Genomic DNA, 22,176 nt, shown 5'->3' with positions numbered 1-22,176 from the left:
ACGATCTGTCCGGCAGCCGGACGGCGACCGTTTCAGTGTTGCCGCACATCCCGTCTGTCCCGGACGACGCCGACGGCGCTCCAGCTGCGGTTCTTCTCGTTTCCGAACGTCCGGCATAACCAAGGCCGGCGGCACGTGACCATTCACCAGAATGTTTTAGCATCTGTGGTCGAGGTCCGGAATGAACACGACATTTCTGAGAATTTTCCGCCGGCTGGTTCAAAAAGGCAATCTGACACTCATCCTCTCGTCTGGAGAACGTGCCATTCTCGGCGACGGGTCCGGCATTCCCGTCACCGTGCGAACGCTGGATGAGGAGGCCGAAAAGGCCATCCTGCGCGATCCGGGCCTGCGCTTCGGCGAAATGTATGTCGAAGGCCGCATCGTTATCGACGAGGGCAATATCTTCGATCTGATATCGATGGTGAAGGCCAACGGCCTGGAAAAGGCGGCCACCATCAGCAATACGGCAACAGCGCTTCTGCATGTGGCCGAACAGCAGATCAAGAGCCGCCTGCCGGTCAATCGCAACAAGCACAATGTCGCCCATCACTACGATCTCGACGGCAAGCTGTTCGATTTGTTTCTGGATCAGGACTGGCAATATTCCTGCGCCTATTTCGACCCGCCCGGCATCAGTCTGGACGAGGCACAGGCGGCCAAGAAGCGCCATATCGCCGCCAAGCTCCTGCTGCAGCCCGGACAAACGGTGCTGGAGGTCGGTTCCGGCTGGGGCGGCATGGGCATGTATCTGGCCGAATCCTCTGGCGTGAATGTCACCGGCATTACGCTCAGCGAGGAACAGCTGAAAGTCTCGCGCGTCCGGGCGCAAAAGCGCGGGCTTGAGGACCGCGTCCGCTTCGAGCTGCAGGATTACCGCACGATGGTCGATCGCCAGTTCGACCGCATCGTCTCTGTCGGCATGTTCGAGCATGTCGGCATGGCAAATTACGGCAATTTCTTCACCAAGATGGCCGGCCTTTTGGCGCCCAAGGGCGTGATGGTACTGCATTCGATCGGCCAGGCGGAAAAGCCCTGGGCGACCAATCCCTGGATCGAGAAATATATCTTCCCCGGCGGCTACATGCCGGCGCTGTCGGAAGTGGTGCCCGCGATCGAAAAGGCGCGGCTGGTGATCCGCGATATCGAAATCCTGCCGATGCACTATGCCCACACGCTGCGGGCCTGGCGCGAGCGGTTCACCGCCCGCAAGGAAGAAGCGATCCGGCTTTACGACGAGCGGTTCTTCCGCATGTGGGAGTTCTATCTCGCCTCGTCGGAAACGGCCTTCCTTTACGACAACCTGTCGATCTTCCAGATTCAGCTGTCGCACGAGCTGGAGGCGGTGCCCTTTACGCGCAACTATATTTCCGAGCGGGAAGCGGCCTTGCGCGACTTCGAAAAGACCCGTGCGCCGCTCGAGCCGGTGGAATTCTGAGCCACCGGCGGCCACGTCATCGCCATCCATCTGTGGACGCCCCCGTGATGGCTTGCGCCTTCACTTGGCCTTGAAGGCATGTGCATCTATGGTTCCCGCCAAATCACCGCAAACCACGGAATGCCATGTCCCTGCCATCAAAATCCATCGCTGTCCTCATCGCCCAGGAAATCAAGGCGACGCCCGCCCAGGCGATCGCAGCCATTGAGCTTCTGGACGAGGGCGCGACCGTTCCCTTCATCGCCCGCTACCGCAAGGAAGTGACCGGTGGGCTGGACGATACGCAGCTGCGCAATCTCGCCGAACGGCTGGTCTATCTGCGTGAACTCGAGGCGCGCCGGACCTCGATCCTCGATTCAATCCGCAGCCAGGACAAGCTGACGGCGGAGCTGGAAGCCAAGATCGCCGGTGTGACGACCAAGGCGGAACTGGAAGACATCTATCTGCCCTATAAGCCCAAGCGCCGCACCAAGGCCGAGATTGCCCGCGAACGTGGCTTGGGGCCGCTTGCCGAAGCCATCCTGGCCGACCGCACGATTGCACCCGCCGACCGCGCCGGCGCCTATATCACCGCCGAGGTGCCGGATGTAAAAACAGCGCTCGACGGCGCCCGTGACATCATTGCCGAAGGTATCAGCGAAAATGCCGATCTGCTCGGCCGGCTGCGTGCCCATATGCGCCAGGTGGCGCAGATCCGCTCCAAGGTTGTCGAGGGAAAGCAGGAGGCCGGCGCCAAGTTTTCGGATTATTTCGATCATTCGGAAAAATGGGCGACGGTGGCCGGGCACCGCGCGCTGGCCATGCTGCGCGGCTGGAACGAGGAATTCCTCTCCGTCGATATCGTCGTCGATCTCGACGACACGTCCCCGGTCAAACCCGTCGAGCGCACCATCGCCGCCGTCTACAAGATCGGCGGCACGCTGCCCGGCGATACGTGGCTGATGGACATGATCGGCTGGACCTGGCGCGTCAAGCTCTCACTATCGCTGTCGCTCGACCTGATGCGCGAATTGCGCGAGCGGGCCGAAGAGGAGGCGATCCACGTCTTTGCCCGCAATCTGAAGGACTTGCTGCTTGCAGCCCCCGCCGGATCGCGCGCCACGATGGGCCTTGATCCGGGTATCCGCACCGGCGTCAAGGTGGCCGTCGTCGATGGTACCGGCAAGCTGCTGGAAACCACGACCGTCTATCCTTTCCCGCCCAAGAACGACATTCGTGGCACGCAGGCCGAACTGGCGAGCCTGATCCGCAAGCACAAGGTCGAACTGATCGCCATCGGCAACGGCACCGGCAGCCGCGAGACCGAACGCCTGGTCGCCGATATGCTGACGCAATTGCCGGCCGGTTCCAAGCCCACCAAGGTGATCGTTTCGGAAGCGGGCGCATCGGTCTATTCCGCATCGCAGGCCGCTGCCGATGAATTTCCAGGCCTTGACGTCTCCCTGCGCGGTGCCGTCTCGATTGCCCGCCGCCTGCAGGATCCGCTCGCCGAACTGGTGAAGATCGAGCCGAAATCGATCGGCGTCGGCCAGTATCAGCATGACGTCGATCAGGGCCGTCTCAACCGCTCGCTCGAGGCCGTCGTCGAAGATGCGGTGAATGCGGTGGGCGTTGATCTGAATACGGCGTCCGCCCCGCTGCTGGCCCGCGTCTCCGGTCTCGGCAAGTCCTCGGCTGAAGCCATCGTCGCCCATCGCGATGCGACCGGCGCCTTTACCAGCCGCAAGGAACTGATGAAAGTGCCGCGTCTCGGCGCCCGCACGTTCGAACAATGCGCCGGCTTTCTGCGCATCCGCGATGGCAAGGAGCCGCTCGATGCTTCGTCTGTCCATCCGGAAGCCTATGGCGTGGCCAAGAAGATCGTTGCCGCCTGCGGCCGCGATCTGCGCGCCATCATGGGCGATAGCGCCGCACTGAAGAGCCTCGATCCGAAAACCTTCGTCGATGAGCGCTTCGGCCTGCCGACCGTCAAGGACATTTTCGCCGAACTCGAAAAGCCCGGCCGGGATCCGCGCCCGTCCTTTAAGACGGCCACCTTTGCCGATGGCGTCGATGACATCAAGGATCTGAAGCCGGGCATGCTGCTCGAAGGCACGGTCACCAACGTTGCCGCCTTCGGCGCCTTCGTCGATATCGGCGTGCATCAGGACGGGCTGGTGCATGTCTCGCAACTCGCCGACCGTTTCGTCAAGGACCCGCATGAGGTGGTGAAAGCCGGCGATGTCGTGCAGGTGCGCGTCACCGAGGTCGATATCCCCCGCAAGCGCATCGCGCTCACCATGCGCAAGGAAGGTGCCGCAGAGTCAGGCGGGCGCGAGATGAAGAGCGATCCGAAGGCGGCTGCACAGGCGCGCCAGACCTTGTCCCGGGTCCAGCAGCAGAAACCGCAGGCCCCGTCGCAAGGTGCGTTTGGCGCGGCACTCGCCGAGGCCATGAAGCGGAAATAGGATTTTGATCACCGGGACGTCCGGTTGCGCGGACCTCCGGCAACTGCGTTTCGTCCGGATTGTCTTCGCCTGCCGCCAGGGGTAAAACTGAAGACATGCAATGGAGCGATCAGGCCATCATCATCGGCGTCAAGCGTCACGGGGAAACCTCCGTCGTGGCCGAGGTGATGACGCGTGCGCGCGGCCGCCATCTCGGGCTGGTGCGCGGTGGCCGGTCGCGGACGATGCAGCCGGTGCTGCAGCCCGGCAACGAGGTCGAGGTCACCTGGCGCGCACGGCTTGACGAGCATCTCGGCGAATTCAAAATGGAGCCGGTCCGGCTGCGCGCCGCCCGGCTGATGGAAGCGGCAACCTCGGTCTATGGCGTCCAGGCCATGGGCGCGCTCCTGCGGCTTTTGCCCGAGCGCGATCCGCATCCGCATCTTTATGAAGCGCTCGATGTCATCCTGGAAAACCTGCACGATCCGAGCGACGCGGGCGAACTGTTCGTCCGCTTCGAGATCGCCGTCCTGAACGATCTCGGCTTCGGGCTGGACCTTGCCGAATGTGCCGCAACCGGCACGCGCGAGGACCTGATCTATGTCTCGCCGAAATCCGGCCGTGCCGTCAGCCGCACTGCGGGCGCGCCCTATGCCGGCAAGATGCTGGCGCTGCCGGGTTTTCTGGCCGATGGCGGTGCCGCCGATTATGACAGCCTGGCCGCCGCCTTCCGCATGACGGCCTTCTTTCTGCACCGCCATGTCTACGAGCCGCGCGGCCTTGGCCTTTCAGCCGCCCGCGATGGTTTCGTCCAGGCCGCACTCAAGGCCTTGAAGCCGCAAGGCGCCACGCCCCCGCCATCAGGAATCCCGACAGCATGAGCATCGAACTCTACCCCGGAATGACCGTGTCCGGCATCGGCACGGTGCCGCTTGACATTGTGGCGCGCGACGGCGGACTGAAGGCGATGCGGGATCTGCTGGCGGGCGTGCACCCGGCACCGCCGATGGCCGCGACTCTCAAATTCGGATTGACCGAGGTCGAGGAGGGCAGGGTGGTCTTTACAGGCCTGCCATCCGCCGAGCATCTCAATCCGCTCGGCACCGTGCATGGCGGCTGGGCGGCGACGATCATGGATTCAGCACTCGGCTGCGCCGTGATGACAACGCTGAAGCCGGGCGAAGCCTATACGACGGTCGAGTTCAAGGTCAATCTCGTGCGCCCGCTGCTGCCTGGAATGGGGGAGGTTTACTGCGAAGGCAAGATCGTCCATCGCGGCCGCACGCTCGCCACCTCGGAAGCCCGGCTGACGGACAGGAATGGCAAGCTTCTGGCACATGGCACGGAAACCTGCGCGATCTTTCCGATCGAGAACCTGATGCGATAGGCTCTTACAGGTCCCGTCCGGCCGGGTGCGGTTGCAGTCTCCCTAAGATTTATCCGGAAATGATCAAAATTTGGCAATTATCCCGTGAAGAGATTGCCGGGCTCAGCCGTCTCCGATTTGGCCTTTGATTGAAAAGCTGTATGGTCGGCAGCGTTGCGCCGGTCCAGGTGCCTGGGAGAAAACATGCTCGAAGTCATTGCTTTCGTTGCTTTTGGTCTAGCGCTTGCAGCGCTTCTCAACGGACGCAAGACTGCCGAAAGGCTGGATGGCGAGATCGCCGCGCTCAAGGAACAGGTGGCGCAGCTTGAGGCAGTCCGTCCGGTTGCCCCCGCCGCTTATACGGCCCCGGCCGCCGATGCGAATGTTGAAGCCGCCGCTCAGCCGCAGGATGGGGCAGAGCCGCTGGAGGCAACACCGTCTCAAACCCGGCAGATGTCTGAAATCAGCAAGGGCGATGCCATTTTCGGCGGACCGCCACCCAGCCAGGACGCCGTCGAAAAGGCATCGCGTGGCGAACCCGTCAGCGCCCGTGCGCGTGCAACAACCGCCATCGATGCGGTCGTACCCCGCCAGAAGGAAAGCCTCGAAAGCCGCCTTGGCGCCCGCTGGGCCGTCTGGGTCGGCGGTATCGCGCTGGCGCTCGGCGGCGTTTTCATGGTCAAATATTCCATCGACGCCGGATTGCTGAGCCCCGCCGTGCGCCTGTCCATGGCGGCCGTGTTCGGTCTCGTGCTGATGGCGATCGGGGAGTTCGTGCGCCGCCGCGCGGTGCCCCTGGTCGCAGATGCGTTCCAGAACGCGATGATCCCCGGTATTTTGACGGCTGCAGGCGCGGTCACATTGTTCGGCGTCTGCTATGCCGCCCATGGTGTCTATGGTTTCATCGGGCCGGTGACGGCTTTCGTGCTGCTGGCCATCGTATCGCTCGCCACCGTCGGTCTGTCGCTTTTGCATGGGCAGGCGCTGGCCGGTCTCGGACTGCTCGCCTCGCTGATCACCCCGGCGCTGGTCTCGTCCGAAAGCCCGAGCCCCTGGAGCCTGTTCGGGTTTCTCGCCGTCGCCTGGACTGCCACTCTGCTCGCCGCCCGCATCCGCCGCTGGACCGTCGTGCCGTCCATGGCCAATATCGGCCTAAGCCTCTGGGCGCTCGCCTATATCGCCTCGTCGACACCGTTTGAAACCCGGCCGGTGACCCTGATCATGCTGGTCATGATCGCCGGTATCGCCTTCATCTGGCCCGGCCGTTTCGCTGACGGCGCAGAAAACGAGCCTGCAGAGACCGGTCAGCCACTTTTGGATACGCGTTTCTCCTTTGAGCGCATCATGACGCCGCCTTTTGCCGCCGTCACGGTCACCACCGGAATTTCCGCGCTGCTGACGGCGCTGGCGATGATCAGCCCGCTTGCCACCGCCTCCGGTTATCCCGTGGTCGAATTCAGCCTTGTCGTGACCGCTCTTGCAGCCCTTGGCGCATCGCGCGGTTATGCCGTCTATCCCGCCATCCTGTCGGCCGTGGTTGCCATTGTCGGTGTCTGGAGCATGACGGCGCTGAGCGGCCTGTTGACCTATATCGACCCGACCATTCCCGGTCATATCGTGACCTTCGCGATTTCCGGCCACACCGCGATGCTGGCCGCGATGGCGCTTTCCTGCGTCTTCGTGGCGCTCGGCGCTTTCGCCATTCAGCGGCATCGAAACGGCAGGCCGCCTCTGGCAACGATCTGGGCCGCGATTGCGGCGATCGTGCCGATCGCGCTCACCGGCATGTCGCTGCTGATGACCGGCAACCTGACATTCGATCTGCCGCATGGCCTGTTTGCGCTGGCAGCTGGCCTTACCCTTCTCGGCCTCGCCGAGTGGTTTTCGCGTAAGGAGAAGGAGGGTGAGGGCCTCGATCTGCCGCAGGCCTTCCTGGTCGCCGGTTCTCTTGGCCTCATCGTCATTGCGCTGCATGCGTTGACCGACGGTCTTGCGACCACGATCCTGATCGCACTCGTGGGCGCCGCCTATGTTGCGGCAACACGGGTGCGCGTTTGGCCGGCATTGCCCTGGATGATGGTGGGTGCCGCTGTCATCGTCCTTGCCCGCATCGCCTGGGAGCCGACCATTGTCGGCGCGCTCAATCTTGGCCGAACCCCGGTCTTCAACGCGCTTCTCGCCGGCTACGGCATTCCGGCGCTGCTGCTTGTGCTCAGCGCCTTTGAGCTCCGGAGCTGGCCGGATCTGCGCGTGCGCAACCTGTTGCAGGCGCTGGCCAGCCTGTTCGTGCTTCTGACGGTCGCCATCCTCGTGCGCCATGCCATGAACGGCGGCGTGCTCGACAGTGCCGTACCGACGCTTGGTGAACAGTCGATCTACACGCTGCTTGCCATAGGCGGTTCCGCCATCCTGATGACGCTCGACCGCAAGTCGCCAAGCCCGGTCTTCCGCTACGGCAGCATGGCCATCGGCGTCCTGTCGATCGTGTCGATCCTGGGCGCCCATCTGATCGGCCTCAATCCCTATTTCAGCGGCGAGCTGCTCGGCGCCATACCGTTCTTCGATCTGTTGCTGATCGGCTATCTGCTGCCCGGATTGGGCTATGCCGGCCTTGCCTGGTACGCGAACGGCAAGCGGCCCGTGCCCTATGTGACGGTGCTGGCCGTTGCCGCCGCCGTGCTCGTCTTTGCCTGGGCGACGCTCTCGGTGCGCCGTTTCTGGCAGGGCCAGAACATTGCCGACTGGAAGGGTTTTCTGGCGGGCGAGACCTACACCTATTCCGTCGTCTGGCTGCTGCTCGGCGTCCTGCTCCTGGTTCTGGGCTCCCGCTTCAATGCCAAGAGCATCCGCATCGCCTCGGCGGTTCTGGTCTTCGTGGCGGTGCTGAAGGTGTTCCTGATCGACATGGCCAATCTTGAAGGCTTCCTGCGCGCCCTATCCTTCATCGGCCTTGGCGCCGTGCTGATTGGCATCGGGCTGTTCTACCAGAAGATCCTGTCGGGCAAGGCCACATCGCAACAGGATACGCCGGTGGACATCGAGGCGCAGTCTGGCCAGACTGGCTGACGCCATCAAGGGAAACGGGTCTTTCTGCATGGATTTGACATGAGCCAAACTGCCTTGCTTTCCGCCGCTTTCGCGCCTCACCAGGTCCTTGCGGAACAGTTGCTGCCCCATGCCTTCTCCGGCAATGACGGCTCGCATGATGCCGCCCATCTCATCCGGGTCTGGAAGAATGCGCTGCGCATCCATGGCTCCGAGGGCGGCGACCTGCGGCTGATCGCGGCCGCCGTCCTGCTGCATGATTGCGTCGCGGTGGAAAAGAATGCGCCGGATCGCGAGAGGGCGTCGCGACTGGCGGCGGAAAAGGCTTTCGAGGTGCTGGATGCGCTGGGCTGGCGCACCATGGAAATCTCAGCGGTCGCGCATGCGATCATCACCCACAGCTTTTCCGCCAATATTCCGCCGGAAAGTCTGGAGGCGAAAATCCTGCAGGATGCCGACCGGCTGGATGCGATCGGCATGATCGGCGCTGCCCGTTGCTTTTATATTGCCGGGCGGATGGGAAGCGGGCTCTATGATCCGCTGGACCCGCTGGCGGAAAACCGGCCGCTGGACGACAAGGCCTTTGCGATCGACCATTTCGAAACCAAACTGTTCAAGCTGACGGACGGTTTCCAGACGGCGGCCGGCCGCGCGCTGGCAAGGCAGAGGCAGGAAAGACTGCGCACGGTGCTTTCCATGATGCTCGAAGAAATCTAACTGGAACAATGCGTTGTCCGGCTTGCCGGAATCAATCTGCGATGCGCTTGAATCACACTATAAACGCCTGGGAGTGACGATATGAAGGTGACCGGTCTCAACATCCATCCACTGAAAAGCGGCCGCGCCATCGCCCAGACCTCGATTTCGGTCCAAAAGGACGGGCTGGCCGGAGACCGGCGCTTCATGCTGGTCGATCCCGATGGAAAATTTATCACGCAACGCGAATTGCAGCTTTTGGCGCAGGTCGAGGCCAAGCCGGTGACCGGCGGCGTGCATCTGACCCTGGGCACGCGCACGGCAAACGTCACGTTTGATCCCGCAAGACGGCTTGATGTCCGCGTCTGGGATAGCGAGGTCAATGCCGCCGTGTCTGAAGACAGCGTCAACGAAACGCTGTCCGGCTGGTTCGGCCGCGCAGTCAAGCTCGTGCATATGGACGAGGAGGCGAAACGCCTGGTGGGCGAGGAATGGGCAGGCGAGGCAGCACCCGTCGGCTTTGCCGATGGCTTTCCGGTCTTGATCACCACCACCGCGTCGCTCGCCGATCTCAATGTCACGCTGGTTGCAAAGGGGCAGGAGCCGGTTGGCATGGACCGCTTCCGCACCAATATCCTCATCGACAATGATGCGCCCTGGGAAGAAGACGTCTGGGAAAGCGTCGAGATCGGCGGCATCACCTTCGATCTCGTCAAGCCCTGCGCCCGCTGCATCATGACGACGCAGGACCAGGTGACCGGCGAGCGCATCGGCGGCAATCCGATCCAGGGGCTCGCTGAAAAGCGCATGTCGGCCGACCGCCGCGTGCCCGGCGTCCTGTTCGGCTGGAATGCCGTGCCACGCACCGTGGGCACCATCCATCTTGGCGACGGAATGCGGATCGTCACGGAGCGCAGCGATCGGTGGCCGATGAAGATCAGGGCGTAGTCCGATCCGCCAGGTGGCGTCCGACCGCGCGGCTCGTCTGCCGGAATTCACTGCCGGTTCAAGACGTTGAAGATTCGCTGACAACGGCACTGCCGCACCCGTTTCCTCACGCGCCACTGAGCCCTGCCGGTCATCCATCAATCCGGCTGATCGCAAGGTCATTTTATTTCGCTTTTTTAACCGTGTGCTGCGGCGTAGATTGCAACTCCCGTTCTATGGAGTCGCTGAATGTCCGCCGTTTCCACCGCGTCCACAACCCGGACGCCCACCGCCAATCCAGGTCTGCCCTGGCTGATCATCATTGCCGGCTCCCTCATCGCCGTTCTGACATTCGGGCCGCGTTCGGCCATGGGTTTCTTCCAGCTGCCGATGCTTGCCGATACCGGCTGGGACCGCACCACGTTCGGTCTCGCCATGGCCTTCCAGAATCTCGCCTGGGGCGTCAGCCAGCCGTTCTTCGGGGCGATCGCCGATAAATACGGCTCCTGGCGGGTGCTGGCCTTTTCCGGCCTCGTCTATGCCGCAGGCCTGATCATCATGGCTTATGCCGATGCGCCGATCTGGCTGCATATCGGCGGCGGCGTCATGGTCGGGCTGGGCGTCGGTTCCGGCTCTTTCGGCATTCTCCTCTCGGCCTTTGCCCGCAACGTCACGCCGCAGCAGCGCTCCATGGCTTTCGGCATCTGCACGGCCGCCGGGTCTGCCGGCATGTTCCTGTTTGCGCCTTTGAGCCAGGGGCTGATTTCGGCCTTCGGCTGGTCGGACAGCCTGATCTACATGAGCGCGCTGATGCTGCTCGTGCCGCTGTTTGCCATTCCGCTGCGCGGCAATTCATCCTCCGGCACGCAGAAGGAAGCGCAGTACAAACAGTCGATCGGCGAGGCGCTGAAGGAAGCACTGGGTCACAAGAGCTACCTGCTGCTGATCACTGGCTTCTTCGTCTGCGGCTATCAGGTGGCCTTCATCACCGCGCATTTCCCGGCCTATATCGGCGATATCGGTATCGATGCGCGCTATGCGGTGATTGCGCTGGCGCTTATCGGTTTCTTCAATATCATCGGGTCGCTCGCCGCCGGTTTTATCGGTCAGCGCTATTCCAAGCCCCAGTTCCTGTCATGGATCTATATCGGCCGCTCGATCGTCGTCTCCGCCTTCCTGCTTTTGCCGCAGTCGCCGGCATCGGTGATCATCTTTGCCGCCGTCATGGGGCTGCTCTGGCTATCGACGGTGCCGCCGACCAACGGTCTCGTCGCCATCATGTTCGGCACGCGCCATCTCGGCCTGCTCGGCGGCATCGTGTTCCTGTCCCACCAGGTCGGCTCGTTCCTTGGCGTCTGGATGGGCGGCTATCTCTATGATCATTTCGGCTCCTACGATCCGGTCTGGTGGTTTGGCGTGGTGCTCGGCATTTTCGCCGCCATCGTCCATTGGCCGATCCAGGAAAAACCGGTCGCCCGCCCGGCCATCGCCTGAACGCATGAATTTTGCCTTCCCGCAGAAATAGCGGGAGGGCATTCTTGAAAACCGTCACAAAACCTTATAAATCTGATGCACCGGCCATGCCGGTTTTGTTTTGACGCTATTATGCTCATTTTGAGCAAAATAGGTCTGCCGCCGGAGGGGCGGCAAGAGGAGCAGGACGATGACCATTGCACAAAGCACGGTGAGCCTTGAAGCGTCGGGCGCGGTCAGAACCGCCGCCGAACGTTTCGGCATCCTGGAGCGGCCGGACCTGACATTCACGCCGGAGATCGCCCGTGAGACGGCCCATCTCTACGAGCGCGTCAAGCAGTTCGTGCCCGCCTTCGAATGGCCCGTCTATGCGCCCTATGTCCATGCCATCAACCGGCTGAAGAAGGAGCGCGGCGCCGTTATCCTCGCCCATAACTATCAGACGCCGGATATTTTCCACTGCGTTGCCGATATTGTCGGCGACAGCCTGCAGCTTGCCCGCGACGCCACCAAGGTCGATGCCGAGATCATCATCCAGTGCGGCGTGCATTTCATGGCCGAGACCTCCAAGCTGCTCAATCCTGAAAAGACCGTGCTGATCCCCGATGGCAGGGCCGGATGCTCTCTGTCGGAATCGATCACCGGCGCGGATGTGCGCCTGTTGAAGCAGCGCTATCCCGGCGTGCCGGTCGTCACCTACGTCAACACCTCGGCCGACGTGAAGGCCGAGACCGATATCTGCTGCACCTCGTCCAATGTGCTCGCCGTGGTCGAAAGCCTGGAGAGCGACACGGTCCTGTGCATCCCCGACGAATATCTGGCCATGAACGTCGCCAAGCAGACCAACAAGAAGATCCTCACCTGGAAGGGCCATTGCGAAGTGCACGAGCGCTTCACGGCGGCCGAACTGCTCGCCTACAAGGAAGCCGATCCCACCATCGAGATCATTGGCCATCCGGAATGCCACCCGGACGTGATCGCCGTCTGCGATTTCGCCGGATCGACGGCCGGCATGATCAATTATGTCAAGGACAAGCGCCCGCCACGCGTGCTGCTCGTCACCGAATGCTCGATGGCCTCCAACATCCAGGCCGAGATCACCGGCGTCGATTTCATCAAGCCCTGCAATCTCTGTCCGCACATGAAGCGCATCACGCTGCCGAAGATCCTCGACAGCCTGCTGTTCATGACGGAGGAAGTCCTGGTCGATCCGGCGATTGCCGGCCGCGCAAGGCTGGCAGTCGAGCGCATGATCAATTTGAAGAGTTGAACGAACGATAGGCGTTTGCTATCTTATGAGCAGCTTTAATGAAGTCCTGGAGGTCTATCGTGTCGGGTCCGCTACCGCCGTTGCTCTGAACCGGCAGGCTGCTTTTCGGTGCCTGCTGCAACAGCCTCATCTTGATATCGACAAACGCTTTGCGGCCGGTGTCGAGGGCCGTCATCTCGGCAAGAATATGATCGAAAACGTGGTCTGGATGGGGCTCCCACCAGTCCCGGTTCAAATCCTTGAGCACTTTTATTCCCAGATAGTCGACGAGTTGCGACGTTTCCCTGTAGCTCGCCAGAGCGCGCAGCTTTCGCGGCTTGTCAAATTCGGCGAGGCTGGAGGACAGCACCACCGCCGTGGAACCCTGAAGCTTGCTGTAGAGAATATATGTGCGGATCAGCCGTGCCTGGTTCGGATGCATGCGGTGGATGAATTTCATCATCTCCTCGCTCTCGGAATCGTCCGAAGAGGGAACGGAAAACTTGAAGTCGTCCGGGCCATCGATGATCTGCTGAACCATGATGTCGAAGGCATCGTCGCTGTGGCTGTTCTTGAAGTCATGGCCGCGGATGACGACGTCGTTCTTGAAAAGAGCCGTGGCGTTGCGGAACAGTTTCCTGTCTTCGCGGCGCGCAACGATTGCCGTCAGAATCACCTTGCCGAAATAACCCAACGCGCCGATCGAGCCCGAAAGCAGGGCGACGACGATGGCGGCAAGGAACGTATCTCCCTCCGCGCCCGCCAGCCAGGCAAAGACGGCGCTGTATCCGCTGAGTGCGGGATCGGTCTGTGGCTGCATGCTCAACCTTCGCATGCGTTGTGGGTGACGGAAAAAATCTACCATTGCTTGTATGATTTGCAAGCGCCCCTGAAGCCGCGCAGAAGGCGCGATCCCTGCCGTCCTCACAGGTCTGGCAGGAGCGGAGACAGCACCCATGCTCACTGATCATTTCCGCCCGCAATCCTTCAATGGTATTGACGATATCGTTATCGTCGGCGGTGGCCTGGCCGGGCTCTTTTGCGCGCTGAAACTCAGCCCGCGTCCCGTCACCGTGCTGGCGGCCGCGCCCATTGGCCATGGTGCCTCGTCGGCCTGGGCGCAAGGCGGCATTGCGGCTGCCATGGGGCTTGGCGATACCGTCGACAAGCATGTTGCCGATACGCTGATTGCCGGTGCGGGGATCGTCGATGAAAAGATGACGCGGATGATGGTGGCCGAAGGCCCGGCCCGTATCCATGACCTGCTCGGCTACGGCGTGCCGTTCGATTGCGACCTTGAGGGCCAGCTTCTCCTGTCGCGCGAGGCTGCCCATTCCGAGCGCCGCATCGTCCGCGTCAAGGGCGACATGGCCGGCAAGGCGATCATGGAAGCCCTGATCGCGGCCGTGCGCAACACGCCCTCGATCCGCGTGCTGGAAGGTTACGTCGTCGAGGAACTGGTGCGCCAGGGCCGGTTCATTTCAGGCGTCATCGCCCGCCCCGATGCGGGCCAGTCGAAGAAGCGCGTGTCGTTTCCGGCCCGTGCCGTCGTGCTCTGCTCGGGCGGCGTCGGCCATCTGTTTTCCGTCACCACCAATCCGACCGAGGCCTGCGGCCAGGGCGTCGGCATGGCCGCGCGCGCCGGTGCCATCATCGCCGATCCGGAATTCATCCAGTTCCATCCGACGGCGATCAATATCGGCCGCGATCCCGCACCTTTGGCAACCGAAGCGTTGCGCGGCGACGGTGCGCACCTCATCAACGCGGCCGGCGAGCGCTTCATGCTGGATATCCACCCCGACGGCGAATTGGCACCGCGCGACATCGTTTCGCGCGGCGTCTTTGCCGAAGTTCAGGCCGGGCGCGGCGCATTTCTCGATTGCACCAAGGCGGTCGGCGCCCATTTTCCGCAGGCATTCCCGACCGTCTATGCCTCCTGCATGTCGGCCGGCATTGATCCCGTCACGCAACCGATCCCGGTGGTTCCGGCAGTGCATTACCATATGGGCGGCGTGCTCACCGATGCGGAAGGCCGAACCTCGATCGATGGCCTCTGGGCCGCAGGCGAGGTGACCTCCACCGGCGTCCACGGGGCCAACCGGCTCGCCTCCAATTCGCTGCTTGAGGCAGTGGTCTTTGCCGCCCGCATTGCCGAAAACATCAAGGGCATGCTGCCGGAGCCGAAGATCACCGGCTGGGGCGACAATGCCGGTGAAAACGACGATCCGGTTACGCTGGAAGACAGCCCGCCGCTGACGGCGCTGCGCCATGTCATGAGCGATCATGTCGGCGTGATCCGCAGCCGCGAGACGCTGGTCAAGGCCATCCGGGCGATCGCCAATCTGGAACGCCAGAACACCCGGCTGCGCTTCAGCAATATCGTTACGACAGCCAAGCTGATCGCCACCGGCGCTTACCTGCGCACCGAAAGCCGGGGCGGTCACTACCGCTCCGATTGCCCCGACCCGCGCCCGGAATGGAAGCACCGGACCTTCCTGACCCTTGCAGACGCGGACCGCGTTGTGGCGGAGGTGACTGAAATGGAAAGCACGTAGAACTTCCCTTCTCCCCAACGGGGAGAAGGTGCCCGAAGGGCGGATGAGGGGGCCAAACACGCGAAATGTGCCGTGCCGCCCCCTCATCGCCTCGCATCCGCTCGGCACTTCTCCCTGCTTAGGAGAAGAGGCACGCCGCCCAGTTCGAAACCGGAAATATTGAGCCATGACCCCAACCGCCCTTCGCCCCGAACTGCCCGCCCTGATGGTCGAGGACCAGGTCCGTGCGGCGCTTCTGGAAGATCTCGGCCGCGCCGGTGATATCACCACCTATGCGACGATCGCGCCGGACAGGACCGCAACTGCGGCAATGAACGCCCGTGAAGACGGCGTGGTCGCCGGCATGGAGCTTGCACGGACAGCCTTTCGCCTGATCGATCCGGCGATCCGCTTCGAGGCCTTCGTGACGGATGGCGACCGGATCGGGCCCGGCACGGCGCTGGCACGCATCTCCGGAAAGGCCCGTGGCCTCCTGTCGGCCGAGCGTGTGGCGCTGAATTTCCTCATGCATCTCTGCGGCGTCGCCACCTATACCGCGAAATTCGCAGACGAGATCGCCCACACGCGCGCCAAAGTCTGCTGTACGCGGAAAACCCTTCCAGGACTCAGGGCATTGGAGAAATATGCGGTCCGTCTCGGCGGCGGGTCCAACCATCGGTATGGCCTGGATGACGCGATCCTGATTAAGGACAATCATATCGCCGTCTCCGGCGGCGTCGCCTCCGCCGTCCATGCCGCGCGCGCCTATTGCGGCCATTTGGTCAAGATCGAGGTCGAGGTGGATGGGCTCGACCAGATGCGCCAGGCCCTGACGGCCAGTCCCGATGTGATCCTGCTCGACAATATGGGGCCGGATCTGCTCAGCCAGGCCGTTGCCCTCAATGCCGCCCATTGGCAGCTCTCAGCCGAGGCCTATGCCGCCGATCCGCGCCGGACCAGGCTGGAGGCCTCCGGCAATGTCAATATCCAGACCATCCGCGCCATTGCCGAAACCGGCGTCGATTACATCTCGACCTCGAAGATCACCATGGCCGCCCCGACGCTGGACATCGGGCTGGACGTGGTCATCGGCTAGGAAAGACGCGTCACCCGGCGTGACGGCGTGTCCATTCGTCGGCGACGTCGCCCATCGTCTTTTCCGTGCCGTCCTTGATAAAGGCCATGAAGGCGCGGTCGAACACAAAGCCCGCGCCGCATTCTGCGGTCAAAAAACGGCGGACATTCTGGGTGTTGCGATAGGCCGGTGTTACCGGCGTATCGCGGCTAATTGCATCGGCATGCCAATCGAAAGCCGTCATCGCTCAACGCCTACCGCTGCAAGATGAAGGGGCAGACCACATGTGCGCCAATGGTCAGCGTCTTGCCGCAATCGTAACGGCAGGTTTTGAATTGGCCATTCACGTCATCGCTGGTGAGATTGCACTCTGAGATCACCGGTTGGCCGGTAGCGCCGTTGCCATCGAAATAATTCGGGATGGCCGGCTTGTCCTCAGGTGCCGTCAAAAGCGTACCCGCAAGGAGAAGAGCGATCATCGTCATGGGTGCTTCCTTTATCGCACAGCGCTTGTGAATTGCCGTTCTGGAACCTTTACCTATAGGACAGTGTTGGCGCAAATAAGCCGGGTTTTAAACGGTTGGATTTGAAGAAGGATTGTTCGTGCCGGCAGATTTCTGGATGTTCGTCGTCATCGGTTTTTTCGCGCAATTGGTCGATGGCGCGCTCGGCATGGCCTTTGGTCTTTTGTCCACCACCAGTCTGCTCGCCGTCGGCATGCCGCCGGCAACGGCGAGCGCCATGACGCATATCGCCGAGATTTTCACCACTGCCGCCTCCGGCGCCTCCCATACCTACCAGCGCAATATCGACTGGCGCCTTGTTGCGCGCTTAGCGCCGGCCGGCATGATCGGCGGGGCGCTGGGTGCCTATGGCGTCTCCAATGTCGATGGCGAGATGATCGAGCCGTTCGTCTCGGCCTATCTGGTGCTGGTCGGCGTCTATATCCTGTTCAAGGCGTTCCGGCCGCTGTGGCTGCGCGAGGTCCGTGATTGGGCGGTGCCGTTCATCGGTCTTGGCGGCGGCGCGCTGGATGCGGCCGGCGGCGGTGGCTGGGGACCGATCGTCACGACCTCGCTGATCGGCCGTGGCCATGATCCGAAAAAGGTCATCGGCTCCACCAGTCTCACCGAATTCGCCGTCACCCTGACGATTTCGGCGACGTTCGTGATGACGCTCGGCTGGTCGGATCTGGGCTCCGCCATCGGTCTCGTCCTTGGTGGTGTGCTCGCGGCTCCGATCGGCGCGCTTGTCGTCAAGCACCTGCCGGTGCGGCCGCTGATGATTGCCGTTGCGCTTATCATCATCGCCACATCGGCGGTGCGGATTTTCTGATCCGGCGTTTGCTGCAAGCGAGAGGTGCGCTGCGGTTGATGATGGAACCGCCGGCGTCATCAGGCGTTGCATCTTGAGGACATCACCCCACCGGAGGACTCTCTCATGAAACGCCTGATCACCACACTCGCCATGGTTCTCGTCACGACGGGTGCCGCCTTTGCACAATCGTCATCGCAGACCGCGGTCGCCAATTTCGTCGGCAAGGACGGCAAGGAAACCGGACGTGCGTCGCTGACGCAGGGCAAGAACGGTGTGCTGATCGAGGTGGAAGTGACAAACCTGCCGCCGGGAAAATGGGTGGCCTTCCATGTGCACGAAACCGGCAAATGCGACGCGGCCCACAATCACGAATCAGCCGGAAAACACTTCAATCCCGGCGAGACCGAACACGGTTTCCTCGCGGCGAATGGCCCGCATGCCGGCGATATGCCCAATCAGTATGTTGGCGCGGACGGCGTCATGCGCGCGCAGGTGTTCAACAGCATGGTGGTGCTCGACAATGCCGAAAACGGCATTCGCGGCCGCGCTCTGATGGTGCATGCGAAGTCGGATGACAATCGCAGCCAGCCGTCCGGCGATGCCGGCGACAGGCTCGCCTGCGCCGTCATCGAGTAACCGGCTGACCGGCGAGGCTCCGGCTTACACCGCTGCCGGTTCCTCCTCGCCGGGCTGCTCCGGCAAATAGAAGACGCGTTTTGCCGCCCGCAGCATCTCGCGTGTCGTCGCCCACCAGCGTCCGGTCGCAACCCAGTAACGCAGTGTCAAAGAGGTGCCGTCCTTGCTGAGGTCGGCAATGAAGGTCGAGGGGGCGGGCGCCTGCTCGATTGCAGGATGGTCCTTGGCAAGCTCCAGCAGAGTGGCCTGCGCCGCGTCCAGATCCTCATCATTGCCGATCACCACTGTCAGATCATGACGGCGCAACCGCTCGCGGCTGTAATTGGTAACGGGTACATTCCAGAGCGTCGAATTCGGCGCCAGCCGGTAGAGACCGTCGGCTGTACGCAGTTCCGTGGCAAACAGGCCGATTTCGGTGACCGTGCCGGTCACCGCTGGGGTCTCGATCGATTCTCCGACCCGGAACGGCCGCAGCACGAGAAGCATGATGCCAGCAGCAATATTTTGCAGCGTTCCCTGCAGCGCCAGTCCGACGGCGAGGCCTGCGGCGCCCAATGCCGCGATGATCGAGGCCGTCTGGACTCCGAACTGGCCGAGAACAGTGATGAAGACGAGGAGGAGGATTGCGTACCGCACGATGTTGGAAAAGAACCGTGCCAGCGTCTCGTCGATGCCATGGACCCTGGAAAGCCCGGAATAGGCCCAATTGTGCAAAACGCGCGATATGACCCAGCCGAGGAACAGCAGGATGACCGCCCCGAACGTCGAGAAGGAATATTGAACCGCGAGCGCGCTTGCCTGGCTCAGCGCCGTGCGCGTCGCGATGATGACGTCCGTTGCCTGTTGTTCCATCGTGCCTTTCCCTTGTCATGCTCGAAGGGGAGGGAGATGGAGCGCAGGGCGGATGGGTCAACCCTGAAATGACCGGCTTTGCGTCATCATCCGCCGACTTTAGAGCCTCGTACGATCAATGCGTCTCATTTACCGTACGAGGCTCTAAGCCCTGGTGCGGGGCGTTCGTCGAGGATCTGGCGGCGAAAGCGGAAGAGTGCTGCGGGCCGCCCGCCGGTCGCAGCCGTCAGCATGCCGGTCGGTTCGACCAACTCGGCACCCTCGACCAGGCGGCGGAAATTCTGCTTGTGCAGATGCCGCCCGGAAATCGCCTCGACCGTCGCCTGCAGGTCCGTCAGCGTGAATTCCGGCGGCATCAGTTCGAAGATCACCGGCCGGTATTTGATCTTGCCGCGCAGCCGCGCCACGGCGGTGGCAACGATACGGCGATGATCGTGGCGCATGGTCAGGCCAAGCGGTGGTGTACTGCCCGGTGCCGCGCGTCCGTCGATGATGGCTTCGCCGACAAGACCCGCCTCATACAAAAGCTCGTAGCGCTCCAGAACGCGCTCCTCGTCCCATGGGAAATCGTCGAGCCCGAAGGCAAGGCGGATGCGGGTGCGCCGCTGCGGCAGTCCCAGGCGCTCCTCCTGATGCCCGCCCTGTTCCCATTGGCGCAGCGCCGGAAGAATAAGCTGGTCGATCAGGAGAGGCCGGCCCTGCCGCCAGTCCTCCCAGGGCAGGTAGCTGTACCAGTCGCGCCAATGGGCGCCGGCCTCGGCCAGCCGTGCATTGTTTTCCGCATCGGTGCGGGTGAGCGCGAGATAGCCGACCGACACCATATGGGTGCTGCTGTCGCCGGCCATGCGGTGGCGGCCCTGGTCGCCGAATGTATAGAGCTGTTCGATATAACCAAGGTCGAGCGCCGTCTGCTGTTCGACGCTGTCGCGCAGACTGGTTTCGAACGTCCGATGACGGGCGGGATCGAACGGACCGAAGGGCAGGCCGTCGCGGCTGTTTCCATGCTCGTCGCTGACGGCGAGAATGCGCGGCGAACGGCTGGTGACGGCGACGATCGCCGCATTAAGGCCGATCTCGACGGCGGCGGTCCGCTCAGCCGGCATGAACGGCGGGCTCCGGCACGGGGGAAAAGATGAAGGGCACATTGCCATCCGTATCGGCCCCACGGCCGATCGCCTTGATCGCAGCCACCAGCCGGCCATTGCGCGACAGCAACCGGTCGCCAATCTCGATCAGCCGGGAATTGGGCGTGACATAGGCAGAGGCGGCGCGCAGGCGCAGCGCAAGCTCCGTCTCGTCCTGATCGGGCGCGACCGCGAGCGCAGCAATGACGGCTGCCGCTGGCGAGCGCGAAATCCCCATCCAGCAATGGATCAGCAGCGGCGCCGACCGGTCCCATTGCCTGGCAAAGTCGATGATCTCCAGCACATGCTCTTCGCCCGGCGCCACCAACGCGGCATTTCCGGCAAAGGTAATATCGTTCATGCCCAAAAGCAGATGACGGCTGGCCGCAATCACCGCCGGGCGATGGAAGCTCTGCTCCTTCGCCATCAGGCTGATCATTTCGCAGGCGCGGTGACGCACGGCCATCTCGGCGATACGCGACAGGGGCGAGACGACGATCACCGGCATCTCACGGCACCGCCCGCAAAGCCGACCGTTCCGCCTCGATGGCGTCGAACCGTTCGGCAAACAGCTTTTGCGCCTCAAGGGCCGGAAGCGGATCGATCAGGATCATCTCGCGGGTAATGCCGCGCGGCTGGCCGAAGAATTTGCGGGCTTCGCTCAGCGAAAACCCGGCCAGAACGGTCGCCTCGAAATAGGCGGCGATCTGGTCGGCCTTCTTGATCCGGGTCTTCAGCTCGGCAGGCGTTGTAGCGGGAAGCCCGAAACGCAGGTGGATCGCGCCTTCCAGCCGTTTTTCGACGACCTTGTAGCCGCCACCGACCACCGCCTTGAACGGCGAGATCATGTCGCCGATCACATATTCCGGGGCATCGTGCAGCAGCGCCATCTGGCAGTCGTCGGCCGTGCAGGGAAACTGGCGGCGGAAGATTTCTTCGACAACGAGGCTATGCTGGGCAACGGAAAACGCATGGTTGCCATTCGTCTGGCCGTTCCAGCGCGCAACGCGGGCCAGCCCATGGGCAATATCGGACAGTTCGACATCGAGCGGCGAGGGATCAAGCAGATCGAGCCGCCGTCCGGAAAGCATGCGCTGCCAGGCCCGGGCAGACATCAGGCGGTGGCCTCATCGGCCTCGGTCGGGAAATCGAGCCCGGTCCAGGCGGGCAGGGTGAGCGTTACCGCGACATCGCCGGCAAGGATCGGCTCGCCCGAGGCGATGGCTTCGCCAGCCTTGTCGATGCGCACGATCGCCAAACCCGAGCCGCCGATAACGCTGCCAAGCACGCCGATCGAGCGGCCCTTGGCGGTGAGCGGGGTGCCGGTTTCCGGCAGTGCCGTTTCCGCCGCGACGATCACGACACGGCGGCGCGCGGTGCCCCGGTGCTGCATGCGCGACACAACTTCCTGGCCAACATAGCAGCCTTTCTTGAACGACAGCGCGCCGTTCTTGTCCATCAGCACGTCATGCGGAAACGCGTCCTGCAGCGCATAGTCGGCACCCGACACCGCAATGCCGTTCGAGATGCGCAGGCGGTCGTAATCGCCGGCGCCCGAGGTGTCTCCAGCCGGTCCATAGACGCGGTAGACGGCCTGTCCGGCCTTGGCAAAGCGCGCATCGGCGTAAGCGCCGGGGGTCGCATCGAAGCGGATGGTCACATCGGCGGGATTGGTAAGCGCCAGCGAAATGGGCGCGCGCAGCTTGTACATGGTCAGCCGCTTCAACAGCGCCTCGGCCTGCTCGGTGCCGGTTTCCAGGCGGATTGTTGTGCCGTCGCGCGTGACCATGAAATCGAAGAGGATCTTGCCCTGCGGGGTCAGGAGCGCGCCCGGCCTGGCTTCGGCATCCTCGAGAAGGTCGAGATCGGTCGTGATCAGCGCCTGCAGGAAGTCCTGCGCGTCCTGTCCCGACACGGTAATCACGGCACGATCTTGAAGGGTGGCGGGCTGCATGGCATTTGTCCTGTTCATCAGGTCAAACAGGTAGGATTTCGCAAGCGTCGCGGCAAGCGCTTTG

At 62.7% G+C, this 22,176-nt stretch carries 21 protein-coding genes; 13 read left to right on the top strand and 8 right to left on the bottom strand.

What is annotated here, in order from left to right; genetic code table 11:
- Nucleotides 1-181 precede the first annotated feature (181 nt).
- The 9 genes from ASD32_RS28570 (at nt 182) to nadA (ending at nt 12,641) form a co-directional block, all read left to right on the top strand.
- Complete coding sequence (locus ASD32_RS28570) at nt 182-1,438, top strand: cyclopropane-fatty-acyl-phospholipid synthase family protein (protein WP_060641392.1); 1,257 nt, start codon at nt 182-184, stop codon at nt 1,436-1,438.
- A gap of 125 nt (nt 1,439-1,563) precedes the next feature.
- Nucleotides 1,564-3,885: a Tex family protein gene (locus ASD32_RS28565; protein WP_060641391.1), complete on the top strand. Its 2,322-nt coding sequence runs from the start codon at nt 1,564-1,566 to the stop codon at nt 3,883-3,885.
- Between the two features lie 95 nt (nt 3,886-3,980).
- Nucleotides 3,981-4,745, top strand: a complete 765-nt coding sequence (gene recO / locus ASD32_RS28560) for a DNA repair protein RecO (RefSeq protein WP_060641390.1) — start codon at nt 3,981-3,983, stop codon at nt 4,743-4,745.
- A complete protein-coding gene (locus ASD32_RS28555; protein WP_060641389.1) occupies nt 4,742-5,251 on the top strand; it encodes a PaaI family thioesterase in 510 nt (169 codons plus the stop codon). Before recO ends, ASD32_RS28555 begins: the two co-directional genes overlap by 4 nt.
- A 183-nt stretch (nt 5,252-5,434) precedes the next feature.
- The gene (locus tag ASD32_RS28550) at nt 5,435-8,296 is read left to right on the top strand and encodes a DUF2339 domain-containing protein (protein WP_060641388.1); all 2,862 of its coding nucleotides are present in this window, start codon (nt 5,435-5,437) and stop codon (nt 8,294-8,296) included.
- Between the two features lie 39 nt (nt 8,297-8,335).
- A complete protein-coding gene (locus ASD32_RS28545; protein ID WP_060641387.1) occupies nt 8,336-8,992 on the top strand; it encodes an HD domain-containing protein in 657 nt (218 codons plus the stop codon).
- An 81-nt stretch (nt 8,993-9,073) separates the two neighbouring features.
- Nucleotides 9,074-9,919: an MOSC domain-containing protein gene (locus tag ASD32_RS28540; RefSeq protein ID WP_060641386.1), complete on the top strand. Its 846-nt coding sequence runs from the start codon at nt 9,074-9,076 to the stop codon at nt 9,917-9,919.
- A 228-nt stretch (nt 9,920-10,147) separates the two neighbouring features.
- On the top strand, nt 10,148-11,392 hold the full coding sequence (locus ASD32_RS28535) for an MFS transporter (protein WP_060641385.1): 1,245 nt from the start codon (nt 10,148-10,150) through the stop codon (nt 11,390-11,392).
- A 169-nt stretch (nt 11,393-11,561) separates the two neighbouring features.
- Nucleotides 11,562-12,641 carry a quinolinate synthase NadA gene (gene nadA, locus ASD32_RS28530; protein ID WP_060641384.1) on the top strand — a complete coding sequence of 360 codons (1,080 nt, stop codon included), beginning with the start codon at nt 11,562-11,564 and terminating at the stop codon, nt 12,639-12,641.
- On the opposite strand, the gene ASD32_RS28525 is transcribed toward nadA, so the two are convergent.
- Entirely contained in the window at nt 12,625-13,584 is a 960-nt protein-coding gene (locus ASD32_RS28525; protein WP_210171123.1) for a hypothetical protein, read from the bottom strand. The two genes, nadA and ASD32_RS28525, sit on opposite strands and share 17 nt — an antisense overlap.
- Between ASD32_RS28525 and ASD32_RS28520 the strand changes: the two genes are divergently transcribed.
- Together ASD32_RS28520 and nadC are read left to right on the top strand one after the other, a co-directional pair.
- Entirely contained in the window at nt 13,577-15,175 is a 1,599-nt protein-coding gene (locus ASD32_RS28520; protein ID WP_060641382.1) for an L-aspartate oxidase, read from the top strand. The two genes, ASD32_RS28525 and ASD32_RS28520, sit on opposite strands and share 8 nt — an antisense overlap.
- A gap of 166 nt (nt 15,176-15,341) precedes the next feature.
- Nucleotides 15,342-16,250, top strand: a complete 909-nt coding sequence (nadC, locus tag ASD32_RS28515; protein ID WP_060641381.1) for a carboxylating nicotinate-nucleotide diphosphorylase — start codon at nt 15,342-15,344, stop codon at nt 16,248-16,250.
- A gap of 10 nt (nt 16,251-16,260) precedes the next feature.
- Here the strand turns inward: nadC and ASD32_RS28510 are convergent, their stop codons facing one another.
- Entirely contained in the window at nt 16,261-16,473 is a 213-nt protein-coding gene (locus ASD32_RS28510) for a DUF6434 domain-containing protein (protein WP_060641380.1), read from the bottom strand.
- 10 nt (nt 16,474-16,483) lie between these two features.
- The gene (locus tag ASD32_RS28505) at nt 16,484-16,714 is read right to left on the bottom strand and encodes a hypothetical protein (protein ID WP_060641379.1); all 231 of its coding nucleotides are present in this window, start codon (nt 16,712-16,714) and stop codon (nt 16,484-16,486) included.
- Between the two features lie 118 nt (nt 16,715-16,832).
- Between ASD32_RS28505 and ASD32_RS28500 the strand changes: the two genes are divergently transcribed.
- Nucleotides 16,833-17,564 carry a sulfite exporter TauE/SafE family protein gene (locus ASD32_RS28500; RefSeq protein ID WP_060641458.1) on the top strand — a complete coding sequence of 244 codons (732 nt, stop codon included), beginning with the start codon at nt 16,833-16,835 and terminating at the stop codon, nt 17,562-17,564.
- 132 nt (nt 17,565-17,696) lie between these two features.
- On the top strand, nt 17,697-18,182 hold the full coding sequence (locus ASD32_RS28495) for a superoxide dismutase family protein (RefSeq protein WP_244490305.1): 486 nt from the start codon (nt 17,697-17,699) through the stop codon (nt 18,180-18,182).
- A 24-nt stretch (nt 18,183-18,206) separates the two neighbouring features.
- Here ASD32_RS28495 and ASD32_RS28490 read toward each other — a convergent pair whose 3' ends face one another.
- The 5 genes from ASD32_RS28490 to ASD32_RS28470 form a co-directional block, all read right to left on the bottom strand.
- A complete protein-coding gene (locus tag ASD32_RS28490) occupies nt 18,207-19,034 on the bottom strand; it encodes a mechanosensitive ion channel family protein (RefSeq protein WP_082546970.1) in 828 nt (275 codons plus the stop codon).
- 125 nt (nt 19,035-19,159) lie between these two features.
- Nucleotides 19,160-20,137, bottom strand: a complete 978-nt coding sequence (locus tag ASD32_RS28485) for an NAD regulator (protein ID WP_156383408.1) — start codon at nt 20,135-20,137, stop codon at nt 19,160-19,162.
- On the bottom strand, nt 20,127-20,666 hold the full coding sequence (locus ASD32_RS28480; protein WP_060641377.1) for a tyrosine phosphatase family protein: 540 nt from the start codon (nt 20,664-20,666) through the stop codon (nt 20,127-20,129). The genes ASD32_RS28485 and ASD32_RS28480 overlap by 11 nt, the downstream gene beginning before the upstream one ends.
- A 1-nt stretch (nt 20,667) precedes the next feature.
- On the bottom strand, nt 20,668-21,276 hold the full coding sequence (locus ASD32_RS28475; RefSeq protein WP_082546969.1) for an HD family hydrolase: 609 nt from the start codon (nt 21,274-21,276) through the stop codon (nt 20,668-20,670).
- Complete coding sequence (locus tag ASD32_RS28470) at nt 21,273-22,112, bottom strand: folate-binding protein YgfZ (protein WP_060641456.1); 840 nt, start codon at nt 22,110-22,112, stop codon at nt 21,273-21,275. The genes ASD32_RS28475 and ASD32_RS28470 overlap by 4 nt, the downstream gene beginning before the upstream one ends.
- Nucleotides 22,113-22,176 lie beyond the last annotated feature (64 nt).

The organism is Rhizobium sp. Root483D2, assembly GCF_001426685.1.
GTDB classification, from domain to species: Bacteria; Pseudomonadota; Alphaproteobacteria; order Rhizobiales; family Rhizobiaceae; genus Pararhizobium; species Pararhizobium qamdonense.
Note: the sequence above shows the minus strand (reverse complement) of the source record. Positions and strands in the feature narration are given on the sequence as shown.

Coding starts and splice junctions, on each gene's coding strand:
- nadC (WP_060641381.1), top strand. CDS start 15,342: ATGACCCCAACCGCCCTTCGCCCCGAACTGCCCGCCCTGATGGTCGAG.
- ASD32_RS28540 (WP_060641386.1), top strand. CDS start 9,074: ATGAAGGTGACCGGTCTCAACATCCATCCACTGAAAAGCGGCCGCGCC.
- recO (WP_060641390.1), top strand. CDS start 3,981: ATGCAATGGAGCGATCAGGCCATCATCATCGGCGTCAAGCGTCACGGG.
- ASD32_RS28505 (WP_060641379.1), bottom strand. CDS start 16,714: ATGACGATGATCGCTCTTCTCCTTGCGGGTACGCTTTTGACGGCACCT.
- ASD32_RS28470 (WP_060641456.1), bottom strand. CDS start 22,112: ATGCAGCCCGCCACCCTTCAAGATCGTGCCGTGATTACCGTGTCGGGA.
- ASD32_RS28570 (WP_060641392.1), top strand. CDS start 182: ATGAACACGACATTTCTGAGAATTTTCCGCCGGCTGGTTCAAAAAGGC.
- ASD32_RS28535 (WP_060641385.1), top strand. CDS start 10,148: ATGTCCGCCGTTTCCACCGCGTCCACAACCCGGACGCCCACCGCCAAT.
- ASD32_RS28550 (WP_060641388.1), top strand. CDS start 5,435: ATGCTCGAAGTCATTGCTTTCGTTGCTTTTGGTCTAGCGCTTGCAGCG.
- ASD32_RS28510 (WP_060641380.1), bottom strand. CDS start 16,473: ATGACGGCTTTCGATTGGCATGCCGATGCAATTAGCCGCGATACGCCG.
- ASD32_RS28485 (WP_156383408.1), bottom strand. CDS start 20,137: ATGCCGGCTGAGCGGACCGCCGCCGTCGAGATCGGCCTTAATGCGGCG.
- ASD32_RS28555 (WP_060641389.1), top strand. CDS start 4,742: ATGAGCATCGAACTCTACCCCGGAATGACCGTGTCCGGCATCGGCACG.
- ASD32_RS28480 (WP_060641377.1), bottom strand. CDS start 20,666: ATGCCGGTGATCGTCGTCTCGCCCCTGTCGCGTATCGCCGAGATGGCC.
- ASD32_RS28495 (WP_244490305.1), top strand. CDS start 17,697: ATGGTTCTCGTCACGACGGGTGCCGCCTTTGCACAATCGTCATCGCAG.
- ASD32_RS28545 (WP_060641387.1), top strand. CDS start 8,336: ATGAGCCAAACTGCCTTGCTTTCCGCCGCTTTCGCGCCTCACCAGGTC.
- ASD32_RS28520 (WP_060641382.1), top strand. CDS start 13,577: ATGCTCACTGATCATTTCCGCCCGCAATCCTTCAATGGTATTGACGAT.
- ASD32_RS28490 (WP_082546970.1), bottom strand. CDS start 19,034: ATGGAACAACAGGCAACGGACGTCATCATCGCGACGCGCACGGCGCTG.
- ASD32_RS28565 (WP_060641391.1), top strand. CDS start 1,564: ATGTCCCTGCCATCAAAATCCATCGCTGTCCTCATCGCCCAGGAAATC.
- nadA (WP_060641384.1), top strand. CDS start 11,562: ATGACCATTGCACAAAGCACGGTGAGCCTTGAAGCGTCGGGCGCGGTC.